Genomic DNA, 19667 nt, shown 5'->3' with positions numbered 1-19667 from the left:
CGCGAGCTGGGTTCAGAACGTCGTGAGACAGTTCGGTCTCTATCTGTTGTGGGCGTAGAGATTTGCAGGGCTCTGACACTAGTACGAGAGGACCGTGTTGGACCGACCGCTGGTCTATCGGTTATGCCGCCAGGTGTAATGCCGAGTAGCTAAGTCGGGCTAGGATAAGTGCTGAAAGCATCTAAGCACGAAGCCGACCCTAAGATAAGATCTCATTGAGGGTGGTCAAAGACGATGACCTTGATAGGCTACAGGTGTAAAGACAGTAATGTCAAAGCCGAGTAGTACTAATTACCCGAACGATTCGCTAAGAGAGTTGAGTTATACGACTTACTTAGAGTGTACGCCTAAAAACGAAGCAGCGTATTCGTGAGTTTGCAGCATTGTTGACTCACTTGCTATCTAGAGTAACTATATAAGTCTACGTATGTCGCCCCATTAAGGTGGTTATAGCGTTGGGGATCCACCTCTTCCCATTCCGAACAGAGCAGTTAAGCCCAATAGCGCCGATGGTACTGAGTAAAATCGGGAGAGTAGGTAACCGCCTTTCCCATTGGAGAGTCCTCAGATAGGTACGATACCTGTCTGGGGACTCTTTTTTTTGGGCCCTTGGTTGTTGGTGATTGGAGCGATCAGAGCTATCGGAGTGGAGCAGAGATGTCGGAGGTAATCGAAAGCGTTGATATTTCGTGCAGAAGGAGGACGATTCTAGTAAGTCAAATTTTCATACCTTTGTAGGCATAATAAGGCAGCTAGGCTACTGTGACGCTAATACTTTAATAGGCTCTGAGCCGAATTTTCTTTCTAATGAGTCTCGAGTAGCTGAACACCGGAGGGCTTTGTCTACAACAAATTGGCTTTCAAGCCTCGTAGGGACGGTAGATTACCCTCTGGTTGCTGTCCTTACCTTACTACAATACAAACAAGTCTAACCGGCCTAATCATAGGTCGGTTTCTTTTTTCTCTCTAAACCAGCTTTGTCGGAGTGGATCGGAGCGGATGGGAGAGAACGACCGCTTGCGGTCGGACGCATCGTAGCCCCCAGTCGGAGGGGCTACGCCCCGAACGACTGGAGGGTTAGGAGAGCCAAGTGAAGCAAGCGACCTCCCCATGTGGGAGGTCGGACTGGGACTGTAGCCTTTGTCTAGTCCGACCCACAAGGGGTCGACAAACTACTATCGTCTTGTCCCCATCGGTCGTTCGGGGCTTTGCCCCTCCGACCGACGGCTACGATGCGTCGGACCTCTTGCGAGGTCCTATCTATCGGAGTGATCAGAGCGGGTCGGAGGGTATCGGAGTGATCTGAGCTATCGGAGTGGTCGGAGAGGATCAGAGCTATCGGAGCTGATCGGAAGTAATCGGAGTGATCAGAGGTATCGGAGTGGGGCTGAGCAATCAGAGGGTGTCGGAAGGATAGGATCGGAGGTGTCGGAGGGGGCTGGGGGAGACGACCGTTTGCGGTTGTCTTGGATAGCTTAGGGGAAAGGTCTTGTATCCAGTTGCTTTCTATCTAGATGTAGCAAGCGTCCTGATATAGAAAGCGTCCTAGCAAAGATCACCCAACAGCGAACCAATTTCGCTGACGTGGGCGACCTCGACTAGGACGCTATGAGATAGATATGCTGCTATCTGATGGGTTGGATAGAGCTGGCTATCCGTAGGGAGCAATTAGTCGAAAGTAAAGAGAAGGGGCTCCACTGGTCTGCCGTACCCGCACTAGGCATTGACCCTGCTACTGAGAGCCAAGAGGATGTGGAAACGCAGGTTGGATATCCTGGTAGCCCTGCGACCCGCAGCGGGAACTCTACCGAGGAGACTCCTTCTCTAAGAGAGGGTTCTGTCAGCGAGGGCGGGCAAGTCCTCATACAGACTTCGTAAGAAGCGGCAGCAGCCCTTTCTGCTCTTCCTGACAGCTCTCAAGGTGAGACTTTTAGAGGTGAGGGCGGGCAAGTCCTCATCATGCCCTCAGAATCGACTGAATCGCCTGAGGAGGCTGGAGCCCTTTCCAGCGGTACGTCTAGCTCGCCAACAGGAGAGGGTGGATCTGTACCCGTATCGAGAGACGGTCTACCTGCCAAGACCGGCTCGTCTAGTACTATGACTGAGGACAGGAATACTAACGGGTACTCTTCCACAACATCTCCTTCTAGTGGCAAAGGTAGTAAAAGAAATTGAGACCTTGAGAAGATAAGAATTAGCCATCGGGAGTCTCGTAAGGCACATAGCCAGCGAAAGCTCTCGATTATACAAGCTCTCTCGCTCCAATTGCGAGTGCTACATATAACCAAGAGCTTTCTGTACCTACAAAGGTAGTGAAAGTAATTGAGATCCTGAGAAAATAGAAATCAGCTATCGGGAGTCTCGGAATAGTTGGTATTACGATCACGCTCTTACGGAAATAGAAGAAGGCAAACTGATTGATGAAGTTGGCGCTTTATCTCCCACGTTGCCTTCAACGAATCAATCTGCCTTTTCTTGAGTACAAAGATAAGAAGCTTGAGTCTCTCTTACAAATGTCTCGAAGGTTGTCGATGAGAATGGAGGACCCTAGCGAGTGCATCTGCGAACTGGAGGCGACTATGTGGAGTTTGTCTTGGAGCATGCCCGGCACCGTGGCGATTTGCAGGGGGAATCACGGGAGGGGATAAATGGAGGCCAGTAAACAAGGAGAAAGCTTCTGCTTTTCTTTCAACCCAAGAGCCCAATTATCTTGCAGGCGGAAATATTAAGCAGAAGCTTATGCCTACCACGAAGGTAGTAAAAGAGATTGAGAAGCTGCAAGGGACGGAGGACGCTCCCTTAGTGGCCTCGGGTAAGCTGAGAAGTGTGGATAAAGAAAGAGTTCTAAATCAGATAGACCAACGGCGAATCAATCTCGCCGAGGTGGCCTATCTAGACCTAGAACTCGCCACAAAGGTAGTGAAAGAACTTGAGATAAGCTTTTGTTTGATATGCCCACAGCTTCGCAGAGTTGATTGCTAGCTAGCTCGATGCGCTGATGTGTATATGTGTCAGCGGGCGGTAGTAAGGTTTGAGCAGCGTAATGGGGGAGTACCCTGGGGAAAAGCTGAGAAGTGTGGATAAAGAAAGAGTTCTAAATCAGATAGACCAACGGCGAATCAATCTCGCCGACGTGGCCTATCTAGACCTAGAACTCGCCACAAAGATAGTAAAAGAACTTGAGAGTCAGAGATAGCCTGTAAAAACGGGTAGCCCCGCAGTAGGGGAACGCTCGTGAGATTTATGATGCTCAGCCTGGCAAGATGCATTCGTCAGAGGCTACAAAAAGAGAGCTACTGAAGGGACGTTTGGTTGATACCTCTGGCACCAACCCCAGCAACAGTAGCTCTCAGAGAAGAGAACTACTGAAGGGACGTTTGGTTGATGCCATTGGGACCAACCCCAGCAACAGTAGCTCTCAGAGAAGAGAACTACTGAAGGGAACTTTAGTTGATACCTCTGGCACCAACCCCAGCAACAGTAGCTCTCTCTCAATGGCAAAGGTACTAAAAGATTTGAGACCTTAGCAAATCGGAGTGGATCGGAGGACTCGTCTTGCTTTGACGGGGACGGACGCACGAGCCGTGCGTCCCTACAAAGGGTTACTCGTCTCGCTTTGACGGGAATGGACGACAGCGAACGTTCTTCTGCTAGACACGAGCCGTGCCTCCCTACGGCGGGCTACTGGTCTCATTTGGCTACTTGTGAGATTTGCGGAGTTGAGGTCTCAGTGTTGGCTTGCGTATCTAAAAAAAAGGTACCTTTGCGACAAGCGGTGTAGTAACATACAGACACACAGACATACAGACACACAGACAAAAAGAGCTATGATTTTAGGAAGAAAGAGCGGACTTCTCGCGATATTGGTTGTGGTTAGCTTGATGCTCACCCAAAGCCTCAGCGGACAAACGCTTAAAGAAGGTTCCAACGGACAGACAGTCAAAGGGCAACCCCAGCAGCCTCAGAGCACTCAGCTCCAGCAGCCTCAGAGCACCCAGCCGCAGCCTCAGAACGCCCAGCTCCAGCAATCTCAGAACACTCAACCTCAGCAACCTCAGAGCACTCAGCTCCAGCAGTCTCAGAGCGCACAGCCGCAGAGCGTACACCCGCAGCAGGAAGAGACTTATCGTGGGCAGCTCAGAGATAGGGTGACCGAGGAGCCTATCTCTATGGCGACCGTCATATTGCTTTCGGCAGATTCGACCGTGGTCTCCACGACGCTTTCGAGCGACGGGGGGACCTTTGAACTTTCAGGTGAGGGGGCGCATTGGCTCCAGGTGAACCATCTGGCTTATCAGACACTCCGCGTGAGCCTGGATGCTCCGCTGCCTGACCTGCTCTATATGGATCAGGCGACAGGTGAACTGGGCGAGGTGGTGGTCAAGGCGGAGCGTCCGCTTATGAAGCTCGTCGATGGTACCACCCCGAGCTACGATATTGATCAGCTCTTCGCACATAGCTCCGTCACCACCGCTTATGAGATGCTGGGTCAGCTTCCTGGGATGTCGATGCAGGGCGATGTGCCGACGCTCGTGGGGACCAATGGCTATACCTTGGTCTTCAATGGCCAGCCCTCCGACATTCCTCAAAATATGCTACTCGAGCGTCTCAAGAGCATTCCCCGAGAGATGGTCGCTAGTGTGGAGATATCCTATACTCCCATTGCCCGCTATCGAGCTAAGGGTGCTTCGATCAATGTAGTCTTCAAGGGGCAAGCTACGGGCAGCCCTCTGAGTGGCACCTCTGGTCAGCTCTTTACTGAGTATAGCAATAAGTACTACAGCAACTACGCTGCGGGTGGTAGTGTCAACTACTCCGCTCCCAATGGCTTCTCCGTTACCGCCAATTATAGGGCTAGTCTAGGTAAAATGCGAAGTGACTTAATCTACGACATAGCTCCCTTTGGTAGCTACACCAAGGGGCTTGAGATAGAAAACAGTGGCTACACGAACTATAACAAGCATACCCTCTTTGCCGAGCTGGGGTATAAGTTCGGGCGCCATTCACTATCCGTCGACTACTACGGGAGCTTGACCCCTCCCGAGGGAACGTCCCGATACCAAGTCAACCAAAAGGAGCGTGAACCTCTGGAGTCGCTAAACAAAAGCGGTGCCAATACGCATCACGTTGCTATAAACTACAGACTGGGTGGCAACTTGCTGGCGGGTCTCTTCTACACGCACTATCGGGTTCACAGAGAGGTGCTCTATGGTATGGAGCAGTCTCCTCGCTCACCTTATGCTACGAGCTATACGAGTGATCAGCTCTCGCAGGTGTGGGGCGGGCATATCGACAATAGTCATAGCTGGGAGAGCGGCTGGGGTCTGTCGTACGGCTCCAAGGTCTCCTACTCCAAGACGATCAATGGACAAACCTACCTCTGGCGAAATGGTCAGCAAGTGCCAAGCGATGCAGTGTCAGGAACCAGTAAAGAGCTACTGGCGGACCTCTATATAGGCGGTAAAAAGCAGTTTAATAATGGGCTAAGCCTCGGGCTAACCTTGATTGGTGACTATGCGAACTATATAGGTGCGGAGGAGACCTTTCAGATTATCCCGCAGGCCAGTCTCAGCTACGCACGCAATCCCAACCATGTCCTACAGATGAACATACAATCTGTCAAGAGGGACCCGAGCTATTGGGAGCGTGAGCCCTTCTCACGGGCGGATGATCGCTATCAACTCTGGGAGGGTAATCCACAGATTAGGCCTTACGTGACGTACTTTGGGCAGGTGAACTACATCTTCAAGCAGCGGTATGTCTTCTTCTTGAGCGGTTACTATCAGCCTCATCGCTTCGAGCAGCAGATGTATCTAGACCCTGATAGAAGTCGTTTGGTCTACAAAACGTGGAACTGGCACTATGCCAGTAATGCTAGTATCGGAGCTGTCGTGCCACTGCCTCAGACCAAGTGGTGGAACGCGCGCCTGACCCTCAATGGTCAGCTTAACTCGGTCAAGCTAGAGATCCCCTACGAGCCGACCTACCAGTGCACCAAGCCTATGTACTATGTCGGCCTCTCTAATGAGTTTAGGCTCAGCCAAAAGCACAATATCACCATCGGGCTAGACGGGAGCTATCTGCACGGAGCCATACAGGGTTACTATAGTCTAGGCGATATATACAACCTCGCTTGTCGTGCTAAGTGGACCAGCCAGGATAAGAAGTGGAGCCTCACCCTGCGAGGAGACGACCTCCTCAATGCGGGTGTGCCACGGGTGCGGGTCAACTACGGAATCCATCAGGTGGACTTCCGACCCTCGCGCTACAATACCCGCTTCTCAGTTCATCTGAGCTACACGTTCGGTAGCTTTGACAAGGTAGAGACGAAGCAGCCTACACAGCTCTCGACCGACCGCTTCGGTATCTGACGCTGTTGGCTGTTGGCTGTTAGCTTTTATTTAGATCTGGATACGTATCGATACGGAGCCATATCGGGGAAAAGTGATCTCCACGTGGATATTTTAAAATATCCACGTGGAGAATTTTTATTTCCCAGGTAGGAAATAAAAAATTCTTCGGAGGAATGAAATGAAACTTCGGAGGAAATGAATGACGCCCACGTGGAAAATAAAAAATATCCACGTGGGCATTTTGAAATATCCACGTGGATATTCGAGAAAGGAGGGGATCGGACGAGTTTCCCTGTAAAGATATGTAATTAGAGGTTAGTGGTTAGAGATTAGAAATTAGGTATCGGAGCTATCAGAGCTATCGGAGCGATCGGAGAGGATCAGAGCTATCGGAGGGTATCGGAGGGTATCGGAGGGTATCGGAGAGTGATCGGAGCTATCGGAGGGTGTTGGAGAGGATCAGAGCTATCGGAGGTATCGGAGAGTGATCGGAGCTATCGGAGGGTGTCGGAGCCATCGGACATCTAGCCTCTAACTTCTAACCCCTAATCTCTAATTTCGTATCTTTGCACGAGAGTAAGTGGAGTAGGCTCCGTGAGGCTTCTCCTTCTGATGCTATAGATACATGTTGATTACAGAGTACATATTACAGTTAGTCGGAGGTATCATCATAGGTCTCTGCATCTCTGCCCCGATGGGTCCTGCTGGGATCCTCTGCTTGCGACGAGCTCTCGAGCAGGGTCGGCGTGCAGGGGTCATCACAGGTATAGGAGCCACGCTGGGCGACCTAGTCTATGCAATTTTCACCTATTTCTTTACGGGGATCATGCTAGACTATGTAGACCACAATAAGATGGCTCTGCGTATCGTGGCGAGTCTTCTTTTCTTGGCCTTTGCTATATACCTATACTTCAGCAAACCTCGCCTTGAGGTGTCGCAGCGTGTCGTGGGGCAGATCAATCAGCGCAACCTCTCTCGCCTAGGTAGTGGCTTCTTGCTGACCATTCCCAATCTGCTCATCGTCCCCGTCTATGTAGTCCTCTTCAGTCAGTTCAACTTCGTCTATCCACTCGGTGAGCCCCCCTACGGGATGTTTGCTCTCGGACTCATCTCCATCGCTCTGGGAGCTTTGAGCTGGTGGCTCTTTATCACTTACATAGCGACCCGTCTGCGAGACTTTGTGAGCTTGCGCAATCTGCGCCTCTTCAATCGCATCTTTGCGCTCGTCTTTGCCGTGATTGCGGTTGTCTCGCTACTCTACACCTTTGTGGCTCTGTAAAAGCCGCGACTAGACCTATACCTTATTTATATATATGACAAAAGCAATCTCACGCCCTACCAGGGGCTTCTGGTGTGGGCTACTCCTGATGGCAGCCTTCGCCGGCGTAGCTGTGCTACTAGCGCAGCTGCCACTCTTTAAGGAGACGCTCCGCATCTCTCCACTCATCATAAGTGTCTTGATAGGCATGATCTATGCTAACACGCTACGGCACAAGCTCAACCCCGCTTGGGTACCTGGGCTAGCCTTCTCATCGAAGCGTATCCTACGCCTGGCAATCGTCTTCTACGCTTTTCGCCTCACGCTGGCAGATATCTACGAGGCGGGAGCTACGGCCTTTATCTATGACCTCATCATCGTCACCTCGGTGATCCTCCTTGGGGTGCTCATCGGTCGCTGGCTCAAGATGGACCGCGACACCGCCATCCTCACTGCCTCGGGTAGTGCCATCTGCGGAGCCGCTGCCGTACTAGGCACCGAGCCTGTGCTGGGAGCTAGCTCGGAGAAGACGGTCGTAGCTGTCGCTACGGTGGTGCTCTTTGGTACGCTCAGCATGTTTATCTATCCACTGGTCCATGCGACAGGGTGGCTCGGGCTGACGGATCATCAGATGGCTATCTACACTGGGGGTACGCTCCACGAGGTGGCTCACGTGGCGGGTGCTGGCGGTGCTATGGGTGAGGCAATAGCCTCGACAGCAACCATCACGAAGATGATCCGTGTGATCCTCCTGGCCCCCTTCCTGCTGATCCTCACCTCCGTCCTGCAAAGTGGCGGGCGTGGCGGAGGAGCCACGGCGCAGCGCAAGGTGTCGATACCTTGGTTCGCCATCTGGTTTCTCATCATGATCTGCGTCAATACGCTCATCGGCTACCTTGCTGAGCAGCAGGGTGTGAGCGATCTCTATGGTCAGATCTGTGGAGGCATTCGCTGGGCGGACGACTTCGGACTCTGTATGGCCATGGCGGCACTCGGTAGTGATGCGTCGTTTGCTCGCTTTAGAAAGGCTGGTGGCAAGCCCTTCCTGCTAGCGGGTGCGCTCTATCTGTGGCTCACCATCGGGGGCTACTGCCTGATCCGCCTGATAGGGTAGAGATTAGAAGTTAGAGATTAGAAGTTAGAGATTAGAGGGGACTAGTGCTTCTAGTGAGGCTAGTGCCTCTAGAGTCTAATCTCTAATTTCTAACTTCTAATCTCTAACCCTCTAACCTCTATTTTCGTATCTTTGTCCCCATATACGATACCTTAACTATAGATATGCAACAGAACTGGCGACTGTACAATCTGCTGAACAACGTGGTGGGCTGGGTGACCTTTGTCATCGCAGCGGTGGTCTACCTGATGACCATCGGTCCCTCAGCGAGTCTGTGGGACTGCCCCGAGTTTATCTTATCGGCCTTTAAGCTGGAGGTGGGTCACCCACCTGGTGCGCCGATCTACATGCTTGTGTACAATGTCGCTGCACACCTAGCTCCTAGGCCTGAGCTGGCGGGACTATACACCAATGCGCTGAGTGGCCTGCTCAGTGCGGGGACGATCCTCCTGCTCTTCTGGAGTATCACCCATCTGGTGCGCCGTGTGGTGCTGCCGGGTGCTTCGCCTTGTGCCAAGCAGTTGATCCCTGAGGGGGTGACGCCTGTGCCTACCTTAGCGCAGACGATCCTGATCATGGGCTCGGGACTGGTGGGAGCGTTGCTCTATACCTTTACAGATACCTTCTGGTACAGTGCTGTGGAGAGTGAGGTGTATGCCTTTAGCTCCTTCCTGACGGCGCTGGTCTTCTGGCTGATGCTCAAGTGGAGCGACCGTGCAGACAATGCTCGCTCCGACCGCTGGATCGTCCTGATCGCCTACGTGATGGGACTAAGCATCGGGGTGCACATGCTCAACCTGCTCTGCATCCCGGCGATGGCACTCATATACTACTTCCGCAAGCATGATACGCTGACCTTCAAGGGGATCGTGACGACACTGATCGTTTCCTTCGTCTTGATTGCGGTCATTATGTTTGGCATCATGCAGGGTGTCGTCGCCTTCGGTGGTACGATAGATCGCTGGGTGGTCAATGGGCTAAAGATGCCGTACAACAGTGGCTTCTACCTCTATCTAGCGGTCCTCATGGTGGTGCTGGTCGGTTCGCTCACGCTTTATCAGCGAGGCGAGCGTGGTCGTAGTCTGATCATTAGCTCGTTTATCCTCTCGTGGTGCTTGATCGGCATCCCATACTTCGGAGGAGCCGTCTGGCTAGGCGTGATCGTGACGATAGCTCTGGCTATATACCTATTCCAAAACAGAAAGGTCTCCCTCCAGATGCTGCACACGGCACAGATGTGTATGCTGGTCATCATGATCGGCTTTAGCTCCTATGGGGTGATCCTGGTGCGCTCGCTGGCTGGCACGCCGATGAATCAGAATGAGCCGAACACGGCACTTGCCATCAAGAGCTACATCAACCGCGAGCAGTACGGCGCTATCCCGCATCTATACAGTGCTACCTACGTGGCGCGTCCTATAGCTATGGAGGAGGGCAGCCCGGTCTATGCACCTAAGGTGAAGAGTAATCCCAACGAACCAGACGAGTATGTCAAGATATCTAGTCAGCCGAAGGTCAAGTATGCCGAGGGGAGCAAGATGCTCTTCCCCCGTATGTACTCTTCGCAGCCGGAGCATATAAGTGGTTACAACAGTTGGGTGGATCGCAATCCAGACGATATGTCTAAGCCCTCGATGGCGGACAACTTGAAGTACCTCCTGCGCTATCAGGTTAACTATATGTACTGGCGTTACTTCGGCTGGAACTTCATCGGTCGTCAGAACGACCTGCAGGGTGATGGCGGTATGCTCAAGGGAGGAGTCTTGACGGGCTACTCGTTTATTGATCAGATCGCACTGGGCAAGACCAAAGATCTGCCAGATCAACTTCGCAACAACAAGGGGCGCAATGCTTACTACCTCTTACCATTGCTCCTCGGCTTCCTCGGCATAGCCTTTCAAGTGACGAGGCGCAAGAAGGGGATGCAAGCTTTTTGGATCACGCTGGTGCTCTTCTTTATGACGGGCTTGGCGATCATCCTCTACATCAACCAGACGCCAGGGCAACCGCGTGAGCGAGACTATGCCTATGCGGGCTCTTTCTACGCCTTTGCGATATGGATCGGCTTCGGTGTGGCTGGCCTTTACGAGCTGCTGAGCCGTGCTAAGCTCAAGCCTGTACTGACCGCCTCGATCGTCTCGGTACTAGGGCTGATCGTGCCGATACAGATGGCTTCGGAAAACTGGGACGACCACGACCGCTCGGGACGTGTCCTGGCGAGCGACTTCGGCTACAACTACTTGATCAGCTGCGATCCCAATGCGGTGTTGCTCTGCTTCGGTGACAACGATACCTTCCCCCTGTGGTATGCCCAGGAGGTGGAGGGCGTGCGCACTGATGTCAAGGTGAGCAACCTAAGCTACCTGCAGTCGGAGTGGTACGGCAAGCACATGCTGCGTCACAGCTACGAGGCGCAGCCGATACCGAATAAGTATATGACTCCGGCCTTCTTTGTGACGAACTCCTATGCGCTGGTACGCCCGACGAGTGCGGTGCCGATGCCTTTTGACCAAGCTATGAAGGAGGCGACCAAGACCGTGCCTCAGGGACATGCGCAGATACCTACGGACAAGGTGTTGCTCCCCGTTGACTCGGCAGTTGTTGCTAAGCAGTTCCCACAGCTTCAGGGCTTGCCTATGCCCAAGAGTATGGTGCTTTCGCTAGAGGGCAAGTCGGTCATGACGAGAGATCAGCTCTTTGTCCTAGACATGCTGGGCGCATCTGAGTGGCAGCGACCGATCATGTGGGTAAGCTCGGCTCCTCAGAATATCTTTGCCAACCAGAGGCAGTATATGTCTTATGTGGGTATGGCGCAGCGCTTTAACCCGACGACCGTAGCGGGTACGCCCTACGAGGTAGATGTGGAGCGTCTGTATGACTTGGTGATGAACAAGTATCGCTACTTCAATGCCAACGACCCCGACATCTACTTTGATGAGAATATCCGACGGAATATCTCTTACTACTACCGCTCTCAAGTCTTCGCGATGCTAGCCCAGGCGCTCCTGCGCCAAGGCGATACCGAGCGAGCTAAGAAGGTGCTGACGAAGTGTGCTGAGGTGATCTCGCCTAAGGCGGTGCCCTACGACATGATGGATGTAACTCTAGCCGATGCCTACTACCGCGCTGGCATGCCAAAGCAGGGGGACGTCATCATTCGTTCGCTCTACCGTGACACGGCGCAACTCCTCTACTGGGTTAGCCAGCAGAGCCCACGTCATCAGATGGCTCTTATGAGCGACATTACGGTGATCTATGCGCCCCGCACGCTTATGAACTCACTCCGTATAGATATGCTTTGGGGTCGCAACCTCTTGGCCGAGTATGAGCCGATGCTAAGACAGGCGCTCCCCGCCTTTGGCAGCTCCCTAGAGGCACTCAAGGCGGTGACTGCTCAGCAGATCGATCAGAGTCTCTCTGACACAACGAACCAGTAATCATTTAGAAACTCCTTTATCTCACCCTTATGAAAAGACTTGTATTAGTACGCCACGGACAGAGTGCGTGGAATAAGAGTAACCAATTCACAGGCTGGACAGACGTCGACCTCACCGAGCAAGGTGTCGAGGAGGCGCACGAGGCTGGCAGACAGCTACTCAAGGCGGGCTTTCGCTTTGGCAAGGCTTACACATCATATCTCAAGCGCGCTATTAAGACGCTAAACATTATCCTCGACGAGATGGACCTCGACTGGATCCCCGTGGAGAAGTCGTGGCGCCTCAACGAGAAGCACTACGGCATGCTCCAAGGGCTGGACAAGTCTGAGACAGCGGCTAAGTATGGCGAGGAGCAGGTGCACATCTGGCGACGCAGCTACGACGTGCCGCCCGCACCGCTAGACCCGACCGATGAACGTGCCCCTCAGCACGATCCACGCTATGCTGCGGTCAATCCGGACGAGCTCCCACTCACGGAGTCGCTCAAGGAGACGGTCGAGCGCATCCTCCCATACTGGGAGAGCAACATTCGTCCCGACCTGGAGCGGTATGGCGAGATCCTCGTCACGGCTCACGGCAATAGCTTGAGAGGCATCGTCAAGCATCTCAAGGGTATCTCAGACGAAGAGATCCCTGCGCTCAACCTGCCGACGGGCATCCCGTATGTCTTCGAGTTTGACGACAAGATGCAGTTGCAGCGTGACTACTTCCTTGGTGATCCCGAGCAGATAGCTAAGCTTCAGGCAGCCGTTGCCAATCAGGGCAAGAGCAAGTAGACACGATCCCGTTCATTTCATTAGACAATCTCAATTATGACATACGATCTGATCATCATCGGTGGAGGACCTGCGGGCTACACAGCTGCTGAGCGTGCTGCTCGTGGCGGACTGCAGACGCTGCTCATCGAGGAGCGCGCGCTCGGAGGTGTCTGCCTCAACGAAGGGTGCATCCCTACGAAGACGCTCCTGTACTCGGCTAAAGTTTGGCAGACGGTACAGAGTGCCGCTAAGTATGGCGTCACTTGTACGCCAGAGCAGATAGACCCCGCCAAGGTTATCTCTAGAAAGAACAAAGTCGTGCGCAAGCTCGTCGCTGGTATTCGTGCACGTATGAAGGATGCTGGCGTGACCGTGGTTACGGAGCATGCAACTGTCACAGCGCACAATAGTGACGACACCTATACCGTCACGGCAGCTGGTGAGACTTATACGGCTAAGCATCTACTCCTCTGCACGGGCTCAGAGACGGTTATCCCGCCTATACCAGGTGTCGAGGAGGGGCACTACATTACCCACCGAGAGGCATTGGACAGCAAGGAGCTTCCCGCCTCGATCGTCATCATTGGTGGTGGCGTCATCGGCATGGAGTTCGCAGCTTACTACAACGAGATGGGCGTGACCGTCTCTGTGGTCGAGATGCTCCCCGAGATCATCAACGGGATGGACAGCGAGCTGGCTGCACTCCTGCGTGAGGAGTACACGAAGCGTGGTATCAAGTTCTACCTCCAGCACAAGGTGACGCATCTCTATGCTGATGGCGTAGAGGTCGAGTACGAGGGCGAGACCTTTAAGGTAGAGGGCGAGCAAGTGATGCTCTCCGTGGGTCGTCGTCCTGTGACTAGCTCCTTCGAGGCACTGCTCAGCCAAGGGCTCGAGTTAGAGCGTCGAGGCGTCAAGACTGACGAATATCTCCGTACCTCGCTCCCCAACCTCTATGCTGCGGGCGATGTCAATGGCCACTCGCTCCTAGCCCATACGGCTGTGCGTGAGGCAGAGGTAGCGGTGGACCATATCCTCGGCCGTAAGATCAATCCGATGAGCTACCGCGCCATCCCAGGGGTCGTCTACACGCATCCCGAGATAGCGGGCGTAGGCTTCACCGAAGACGCACTAAAGAATGGAGACAAGGTCTATACGAAGCTGATGCTCCCGATGAGCTACTCAGGTCGCTTTGTTGCCGAAAACGAGATGGCTTCAGGATTTTGCAAAGTCCTTGTCAACCCCGAAGGTAAGATACTCGGTGTGCACATGCTAGGCAATCCTTGTAGCGAACTGATCGTCACCGCTGGGCTAGCCATCGAGCGTGGCATGACAGCGCACGAGCTGAGCGAAATCATCTTCCCGCACCCCTCTGTGGCTGAGATCCTCAAGGAGACGCTAGAGACCTTTCCCCGTACGCACTAGTTAGCCATGAGACCTTCTCACATCGTTATACTAGGCTTAGGAGGCGTCGGCGGATACTTCGGCGGGCTTTGGACACGCTACGCTATGGAGCATCCCGACCAGTTGCGCGTCTCCTACCTTATGCGTCCAGGAGCGCACTACGATCGTGTACGCCGTGAGGGCTTGCGCATCTCTTCGCCTCGTCTGGCAGAGACCATCGTGCGTCCTAGCTGCGTCACTTGCGATCCGCAAGAGCTGGCCCCGATAGACTATCTAGTCGTCGTGACCAAGAGCTATGACCTAGCCGATAGTATTCGTCCACTGCAGTCCTTCCTGACCAAAGAGAGTGCCGTCCTGCCCCTGCTCAATGGTCTAGACATCCACGAGCAGCTCCGCACGATGCTCCCCGCAGAGGTCGAGCGCTGGGCGGGTGTCGCTTATATCACCGCACGGCGCACAGAGCCTGGCGTAGTGGAGAGCCACTCCGACAACGAGCGACTCTACATAGGTTCCCTAGCACGCCCCATCGGCGGTGAGCGAACGGCTAGCGAAGAGCGACTTCTCAGGATCTCCCAAGCTGCGGGCATCGACCTCGTCATCCCCGACGATCCTATGGAGGAGGTGCGCAAGAAGTACCTCATGCTCTCCAACTCAGCAGCTGCAACAGGCTACTACGATTGCAATGTCGAGGGCTTGCTCGGTGCGCATCGTGCCTTTGTCATCGGACTCACCGAAGAGCTCTGCCAGCTCTACCGTGCTAAGGGGTGGGGCATCAGCGATGCCGATCCAGTCGCCTCAGCACTTCGTCGCATAGAGCGTATGCCACCCGCCACGACCACCTCGATGAATAGCGACCTACGCAACCATCATCAGAGCGAGGTCGAGAGTCTTGTCGGTTATGTAGTCCGTGAGAGTCGTCGCTTAGGCCTCTCAGCACCACACTACGAAGAGGCTTACGCCGGCATCTTGCAGCGCATAGCGCAGCAGTAATCATCAGCGTCTCGGAGCTGTCGGATATCGTCTGACTACTCCGAGACGCTTGCTCTAATATCTAACCTCTAATCTCTAACATCTAATCCCCCATGAAGCGTCTACTCGTCCTCTTCGTTTGCCTCCTCACACTGCCACTCTTTATGGTCCAAGGTCAGGAGCTAGACTCGCTCACGCAAGCCTTTCGTACGAAGCCCTCTGTAGCTACCGCCACGCAGCTCGTGGAGCAGGCTACAAAGCGAGGACGCAGTGACCTAGCTGTCTCGGCTTATGAGTACCTCGCTCATCAAAATGGCAAGTACCTGCCCGCTCTCTGGGAGAGCTATCTCCGAGAGCTGCGACTAGACGAGCAGTCCGCTTCGCTCGAGAAGCAGAGCAGAGCGCGCAAGGCGCATCACGCCACCGACCTCTACGCTGAACGACTGCATGCGTTGCGCCGGCTCATGGGAAACGTCCTCTGGCTAGAAGTGGCCGACACCGTCACCATCGCACGAGATCAGTTAGCCAACTACCTCAACGGACAAGGTGTCAAAGTCTTCTCCTGCGACAGCCTAGGTCTCGGCTTCCTCACCGAGCGTGGCGATCGATACATCAGACCGCTCCGAGAGCGTCCCGAGGCTCCCGTGCGTCTCGTCTATGGCGATCTTCTTGCCAATCAGCCGATCCCCACAACCCCCCAAGCGGATGCTACGATTATTACCGCCATCCCAGACAGCCTAGAGGCTCCCTCTTACCCCTCACTAGCTCCTGACGGTATCACGCTCTACTTCTCAGCTGTTAGCAAGCACGGACTGGGCGGACGAGATCTCTATATGACCCGCCAGACCGCTTCGGGAGGCTACCTACAGCCGGTCCCGCTAGGACTCCCGTACAACAGCACGGGCGATGACTTGCTCCTGGCTTTCAATGCTGAGCGTCATCTCGGCTACCTCGTCTCCGACCGCTATGCTCCTCACGGCATGGTCACCGTTTACCGCTTTGTCTACAATGATGGCGAGGTGACAGAGGTTCCGTCCAATGACCCCGCACTCCTGCGTCAGTACGCTATGCTGCGCCCTTATCGTATCACGCAGCGGGCGGATGTAGACTACACTGCCTTGCTGAGCCAGCGAACTGCCGCACAGCCTGCCCACAGCAACGCCTCTCAGGGAGCCTTCGTCGTGGCACCGGATCTGATCTACACTAGCCGCGAGCAGTTTCACTCCGCCGAGGCTGCGACCCTCTACGATCAATATCTGACCCAGCAGAAGCAGCTCACCGAGCAGGAGCAGACACTGGCTCGCCTCCGCACAGCCTACCACCAGCATAGCGGTAGCGATGCCGACCTGACCGAGATGATCCTACAGCTCGAGCGTGAGCTCCCCGTAGCTCGCAAGGCATTGCATGCACTTGCTCAGGAGATACGACAGCTCGAGCGTCCGCATCGCTAATAGGACTTTCGCAGTTTTCAGAAAAAGCAGTACCTTAGCGGGCATTAAACCAATAAATAACCCAATCACAATGAGAAAAGAACAATTGATCCGCATCTGCCTAGCCATGTTGCTAGCCAGTAGCACCCTCCTGCTCAGCTCCTGCAAGAAGGATAAGGACCCCAAAGATAAGGACCCTAAGGTAGCACTCGTTGGTACCCGCTGGAAGATGGCTACAGACCTCCCAGGGCTTGACATTGACAAAGAGATCGGTGAAGTATCTGGCGAGCTTCGCTTCACTTCTCAGACGGAAGGCGAGCTGACAGCAGCTATCAAAGGGACGAAGCTCACACTCTCGGTGACTTACAGCTACGATGCTACGCAAAAGGCTTATCCCGCCACGGTAAAGATAGGAGATGATATCAACCACTTTATCTTGAAGGTCAATTGGGACACTAACATCTTGATAGCCTACGAGCTGGAAGCTGGAGTCGTCATGCCGAAGCCTTTTATGTTCTTCACGCTTGTCAAGTAGTCAAGCTATCAGGCACGACATATTTGTAGAGGCATAGCCCTACGACAAATAAGTATGGGGTAGAGACCTAAGCGGTTTCTGCCCCTTCTTTTGTGTGCGCTCGGCAGGTGTGTGCGCTCGGCAGGAGATAGGTTTTCCAAAAACTTTCCATCGTTGGAAAACGATTTGATCTTCGACACAGCGAGGAGTTGCTCACGAGGGGCGACGGGTGGGGGGACGAAACAAAGAGAGGGCTGAGCCCGTTGTGGCGGACCCAGCCCTCTGCTCCAGAACTCTTCGCCTTGGCGAGGTGCTTTATCTTAGGATAAGAGGAACGATCTCCTCACCGACAGATAGGTAGTAAACGCCTGAGGGGATAGCGTCTGTGCTGATGACGGCTGTGCTTGCGCTGGCCGCTATACTATAGACCTGCACGCCCGACAAGTCGTACAGCGTGACGGTCTCTCCGTGTGGAATGCCCTCTATGCGGACTGCCTCAGGCGTTACGTAGAGAGAGACCGCAGTGGGCGGACAGAGCGATATGTGATTGCCTTGCACTCCTGCGTAGAGAGACTTATTGTCATCCATATCAACGGATAGGACTGTCCAATTCTTATCTGTAGCAATCTGAACGTCTGAGGCCATACAGCGGTTTTTGTCTGCTTCTGGCTCGTTGTCCGTACGGAATATGATGAACTCGGCCTGATCTGGAGCCTCTGGGTCAGCCCCAGCCTCAAAGGTCGGGAGACTCTCTACTAGTCGGGTCATCTGCTCTCCGCTGATCTCATTGTCAAAGGCGATCACGCTATAGAGCTTTTCAGAAGCCAGAGGCAGCTCTCTAAGGTAATTGACATGTACCTGTACCTCACGAAGGTTGGGACAATGCGAGAGGTCTACTTTCAATAGCCCACACCCAGCTGCGAATAGCTTTTCGAGTTGAGTGGCTTTGGAGAGATCTAGCGTGCTCCAAGCGTTGCCCGAGCAGTTTAGCTCTTTGAGCTGCGTCAGAGAGGGCAGAGAGACTAGCGAGCGAGGAGGCACTTGACTATTCCTACAATATAGGTACTCGAGGGCGGGAAGGACTGCGAAGTCTATATCTCCGACGGGTGAGTCAGATGTGTTGAGCGTTTTCAGCTTGCGAGGACTCCCTAGGATGAGCGTCTGGAGCTGCTTGTTGTCGTCACATAGGAGGGTCTCCAGTTCAGGATTGCCACTGATGTCTAGATGCGTCAGGTAGGTGCCGCCACAATTTAGCGAGCGCACCTTGCCACGTATGACTAGATTAGGGCTCTCGAGTAGGTAGTAGCGACGCCCATTAGCTGTACTGTGATAAGTGCCTCCCTCGACCTCAAAGTCTTCATCGGGATAGGCCTCTATACCAAGCGGGATGAAGTTGTCGCCCTGACCGATGGTTAGTGTCGTGGTCAGTCGGATCGTCTCGTCGGAGATGTGCTTCTGATATCCAGAGCCAGGGTACTCCTCGTTGTCTGCCGTCTTAATGATCCAGTTTTTATCCCTAGCTTGTCGCACCTGCTCAGCTGTACAGACATTGCCTTCGTCCGTCACAGAGGGGTGCGTGTCTATGACGACAACGAAGCCAGTCGACTGGTCGACACGAGAGGGTAGGGAGGTGATGAAAGCCCCCATCTCGGGCTCCTTGATCTGGTTGCGGTGCATAAATATGACGTTGAGGTTGTCGCACCCAGAGACGTCTAGCGCAGAGAGATTGTTCCCTCCGACACCGAGTAGGGATAGCTGCGCCAAGCCCTGTAGCTTGATCTGCTTTAGCTCAGCCATCTGTAGGCCGATCTTGGTGATGTTGGGACACATCGAGAAGTCCGCCTCTTGGATCGTCTGTGTCCCTCGGTCACGCGCCTCAGAGAAGAAGGCTTCTAGATTGGGAGCCTGCTCGATCTTGAGACTCTCTAGTCTGAATGAGGTAGTCTCGATCATCGTTATAGATCCAGTGATTTCGACTTCCTGACGAATGACCTTGTACCAGTTGCAGTCGTTGCCCACAGCATTGACTCCACTATGGTCTAGCTGCAGAGCGTCGCTGATGATCGCCTCCTCATTGACTGCGAGAGCCACCTGCGATCCGACGGGAGCTGACGTGCGCAGGGTGACCTTGTCGCCCTCTGCGTGTAGTAGAGCTGGTAGGCAGAGGAGCAGCGAGAGTAAAGTGCGTAGAAGTGTCTTGTTCATAGGAGTATATGTGATAGTTCGTTTCACCAAAGGTACATAATTTTCTAATCTGTGCAACTAACCTGCGACACTGTTCACTTCGGGATCTCCCTTACTAGTGACAAGGTCGGATAGTAATGCACCAGTTTATTGACCCCTCGATCGAGTCAAATGTGTTTGCTGTTCCTAGTCCGACCCACAAGGGGTCGATCAATGGGCGACGTCTTGTCCCCCCAGTCGTTCGGG

11 protein-coding genes and 2 rRNA genes are annotated in these 19667 nt (G+C 53.7%); 12 read left to right on the top strand and 1 reads right to left on the bottom strand.

Annotated elements, in window-relative coordinates; genetic code table 11:
- From RDM37_RS04795 to RDM37_RS04740, 12 genes are all read left to right on the top strand, one after another.
- Positions 1-312 (top strand): 23S ribosomal RNA (locus RDM37_RS04795); the annotation flags it as partial.
- Positions 313-439: 127 nt separating this feature from the next.
- Positions 440-550, top strand: a 5S ribosomal RNA gene (gene rrf, locus RDM37_RS04790).
- Between the two features lie 2189 nt (positions 551-2739).
- Entirely contained in the window at positions 2740-2982 is a 243-nt protein-coding gene (locus RDM37_RS04785; RefSeq protein ID WP_308555476.1) for a hypothetical protein, read from the top strand.
- A gap of 845 nt (positions 2983-3827) precedes the next feature.
- Positions 3828-6371, top strand: a complete 2544-nt coding sequence (locus RDM37_RS04780) for an outer membrane beta-barrel protein (protein ID WP_308555475.1) — start codon at positions 3828-3830, stop codon at positions 6369-6371.
- Between the two features lie 607 nt (positions 6372-6978).
- Entirely contained in the window at positions 6979-7632 is a 654-nt protein-coding gene (locus tag RDM37_RS04775; protein ID WP_308555473.1) for a LysE family transporter, read from the top strand.
- Between the two features lie 34 nt (positions 7633-7666).
- On the top strand, positions 7667-8725 hold the full coding sequence (locus RDM37_RS04770; protein ID WP_308555471.1) for a putative sulfate exporter family transporter: 1059 nt from the start codon (positions 7667-7669) through the stop codon (positions 8723-8725).
- Between the two features lie 164 nt (positions 8726-8889).
- Entirely contained in the window at positions 8890-12162 is a 3273-nt protein-coding gene (locus RDM37_RS04765; RefSeq protein WP_308555469.1) for a protein O-mannosyl-transferase family, read from the top strand.
- Positions 12163-12191: 29 nt separating this feature from the next.
- Positions 12192-12938 (top strand): 2,3-diphosphoglycerate-dependent phosphoglycerate mutase, encoded by a 747-nt coding sequence (gpmA, locus tag RDM37_RS04760; protein ID WP_308555467.1) that lies wholly within the window; start codon positions 12192-12194, stop codon positions 12936-12938.
- Positions 12939-12974: 36 nt separating this feature from the next.
- On the top strand, positions 12975-14345 hold the full coding sequence (gene lpdA / locus RDM37_RS04755) for a dihydrolipoyl dehydrogenase (protein WP_298889126.1): 1371 nt from the start codon (positions 12975-12977) through the stop codon (positions 14343-14345).
- Positions 14346-14351: 6 nt separating this feature from the next.
- Complete coding sequence (locus RDM37_RS04750; protein WP_308555465.1) at positions 14352-15314, top strand: 2-dehydropantoate 2-reductase; 963 nt, start codon at positions 14352-14354, stop codon at positions 15312-15314.
- Between the two features lie 92 nt (positions 15315-15406).
- Entirely contained in the window at positions 15407-16744 is a 1338-nt protein-coding gene (locus RDM37_RS04745) for a hypothetical protein (RefSeq protein WP_308555463.1), read from the top strand.
- 70 nt (positions 16745-16814) lie between these two features.
- Positions 16815-17258, top strand: a complete 444-nt coding sequence (locus RDM37_RS04740; protein WP_308555461.1) for a hypothetical protein — start codon at positions 16815-16817, stop codon at positions 17256-17258.
- A gap of 294 nt (positions 17259-17552) precedes the next feature.
- Here RDM37_RS04740 and RDM37_RS04735 read toward each other — a convergent pair whose 3' ends face one another.
- On the bottom strand, positions 17553-19442 hold the full coding sequence (locus RDM37_RS04735) for a leucine-rich repeat domain-containing protein (RefSeq protein ID WP_308555459.1): 1890 nt from the start codon (positions 19440-19442) through the stop codon (positions 17553-17555).
- Positions 19443-19667: the final 225 nt, after the last annotated feature.

It is taken from the genome of uncultured Porphyromonas sp. (genome assembly GCF_902489635.1).
Taxonomy (GTDB): Bacteria; Bacteroidota; Bacteroidia; order Bacteroidales; family Porphyromonadaceae; genus Porphyromonas.
This window is presented reverse-complemented; position numbering and strand designations above follow the sequence as displayed.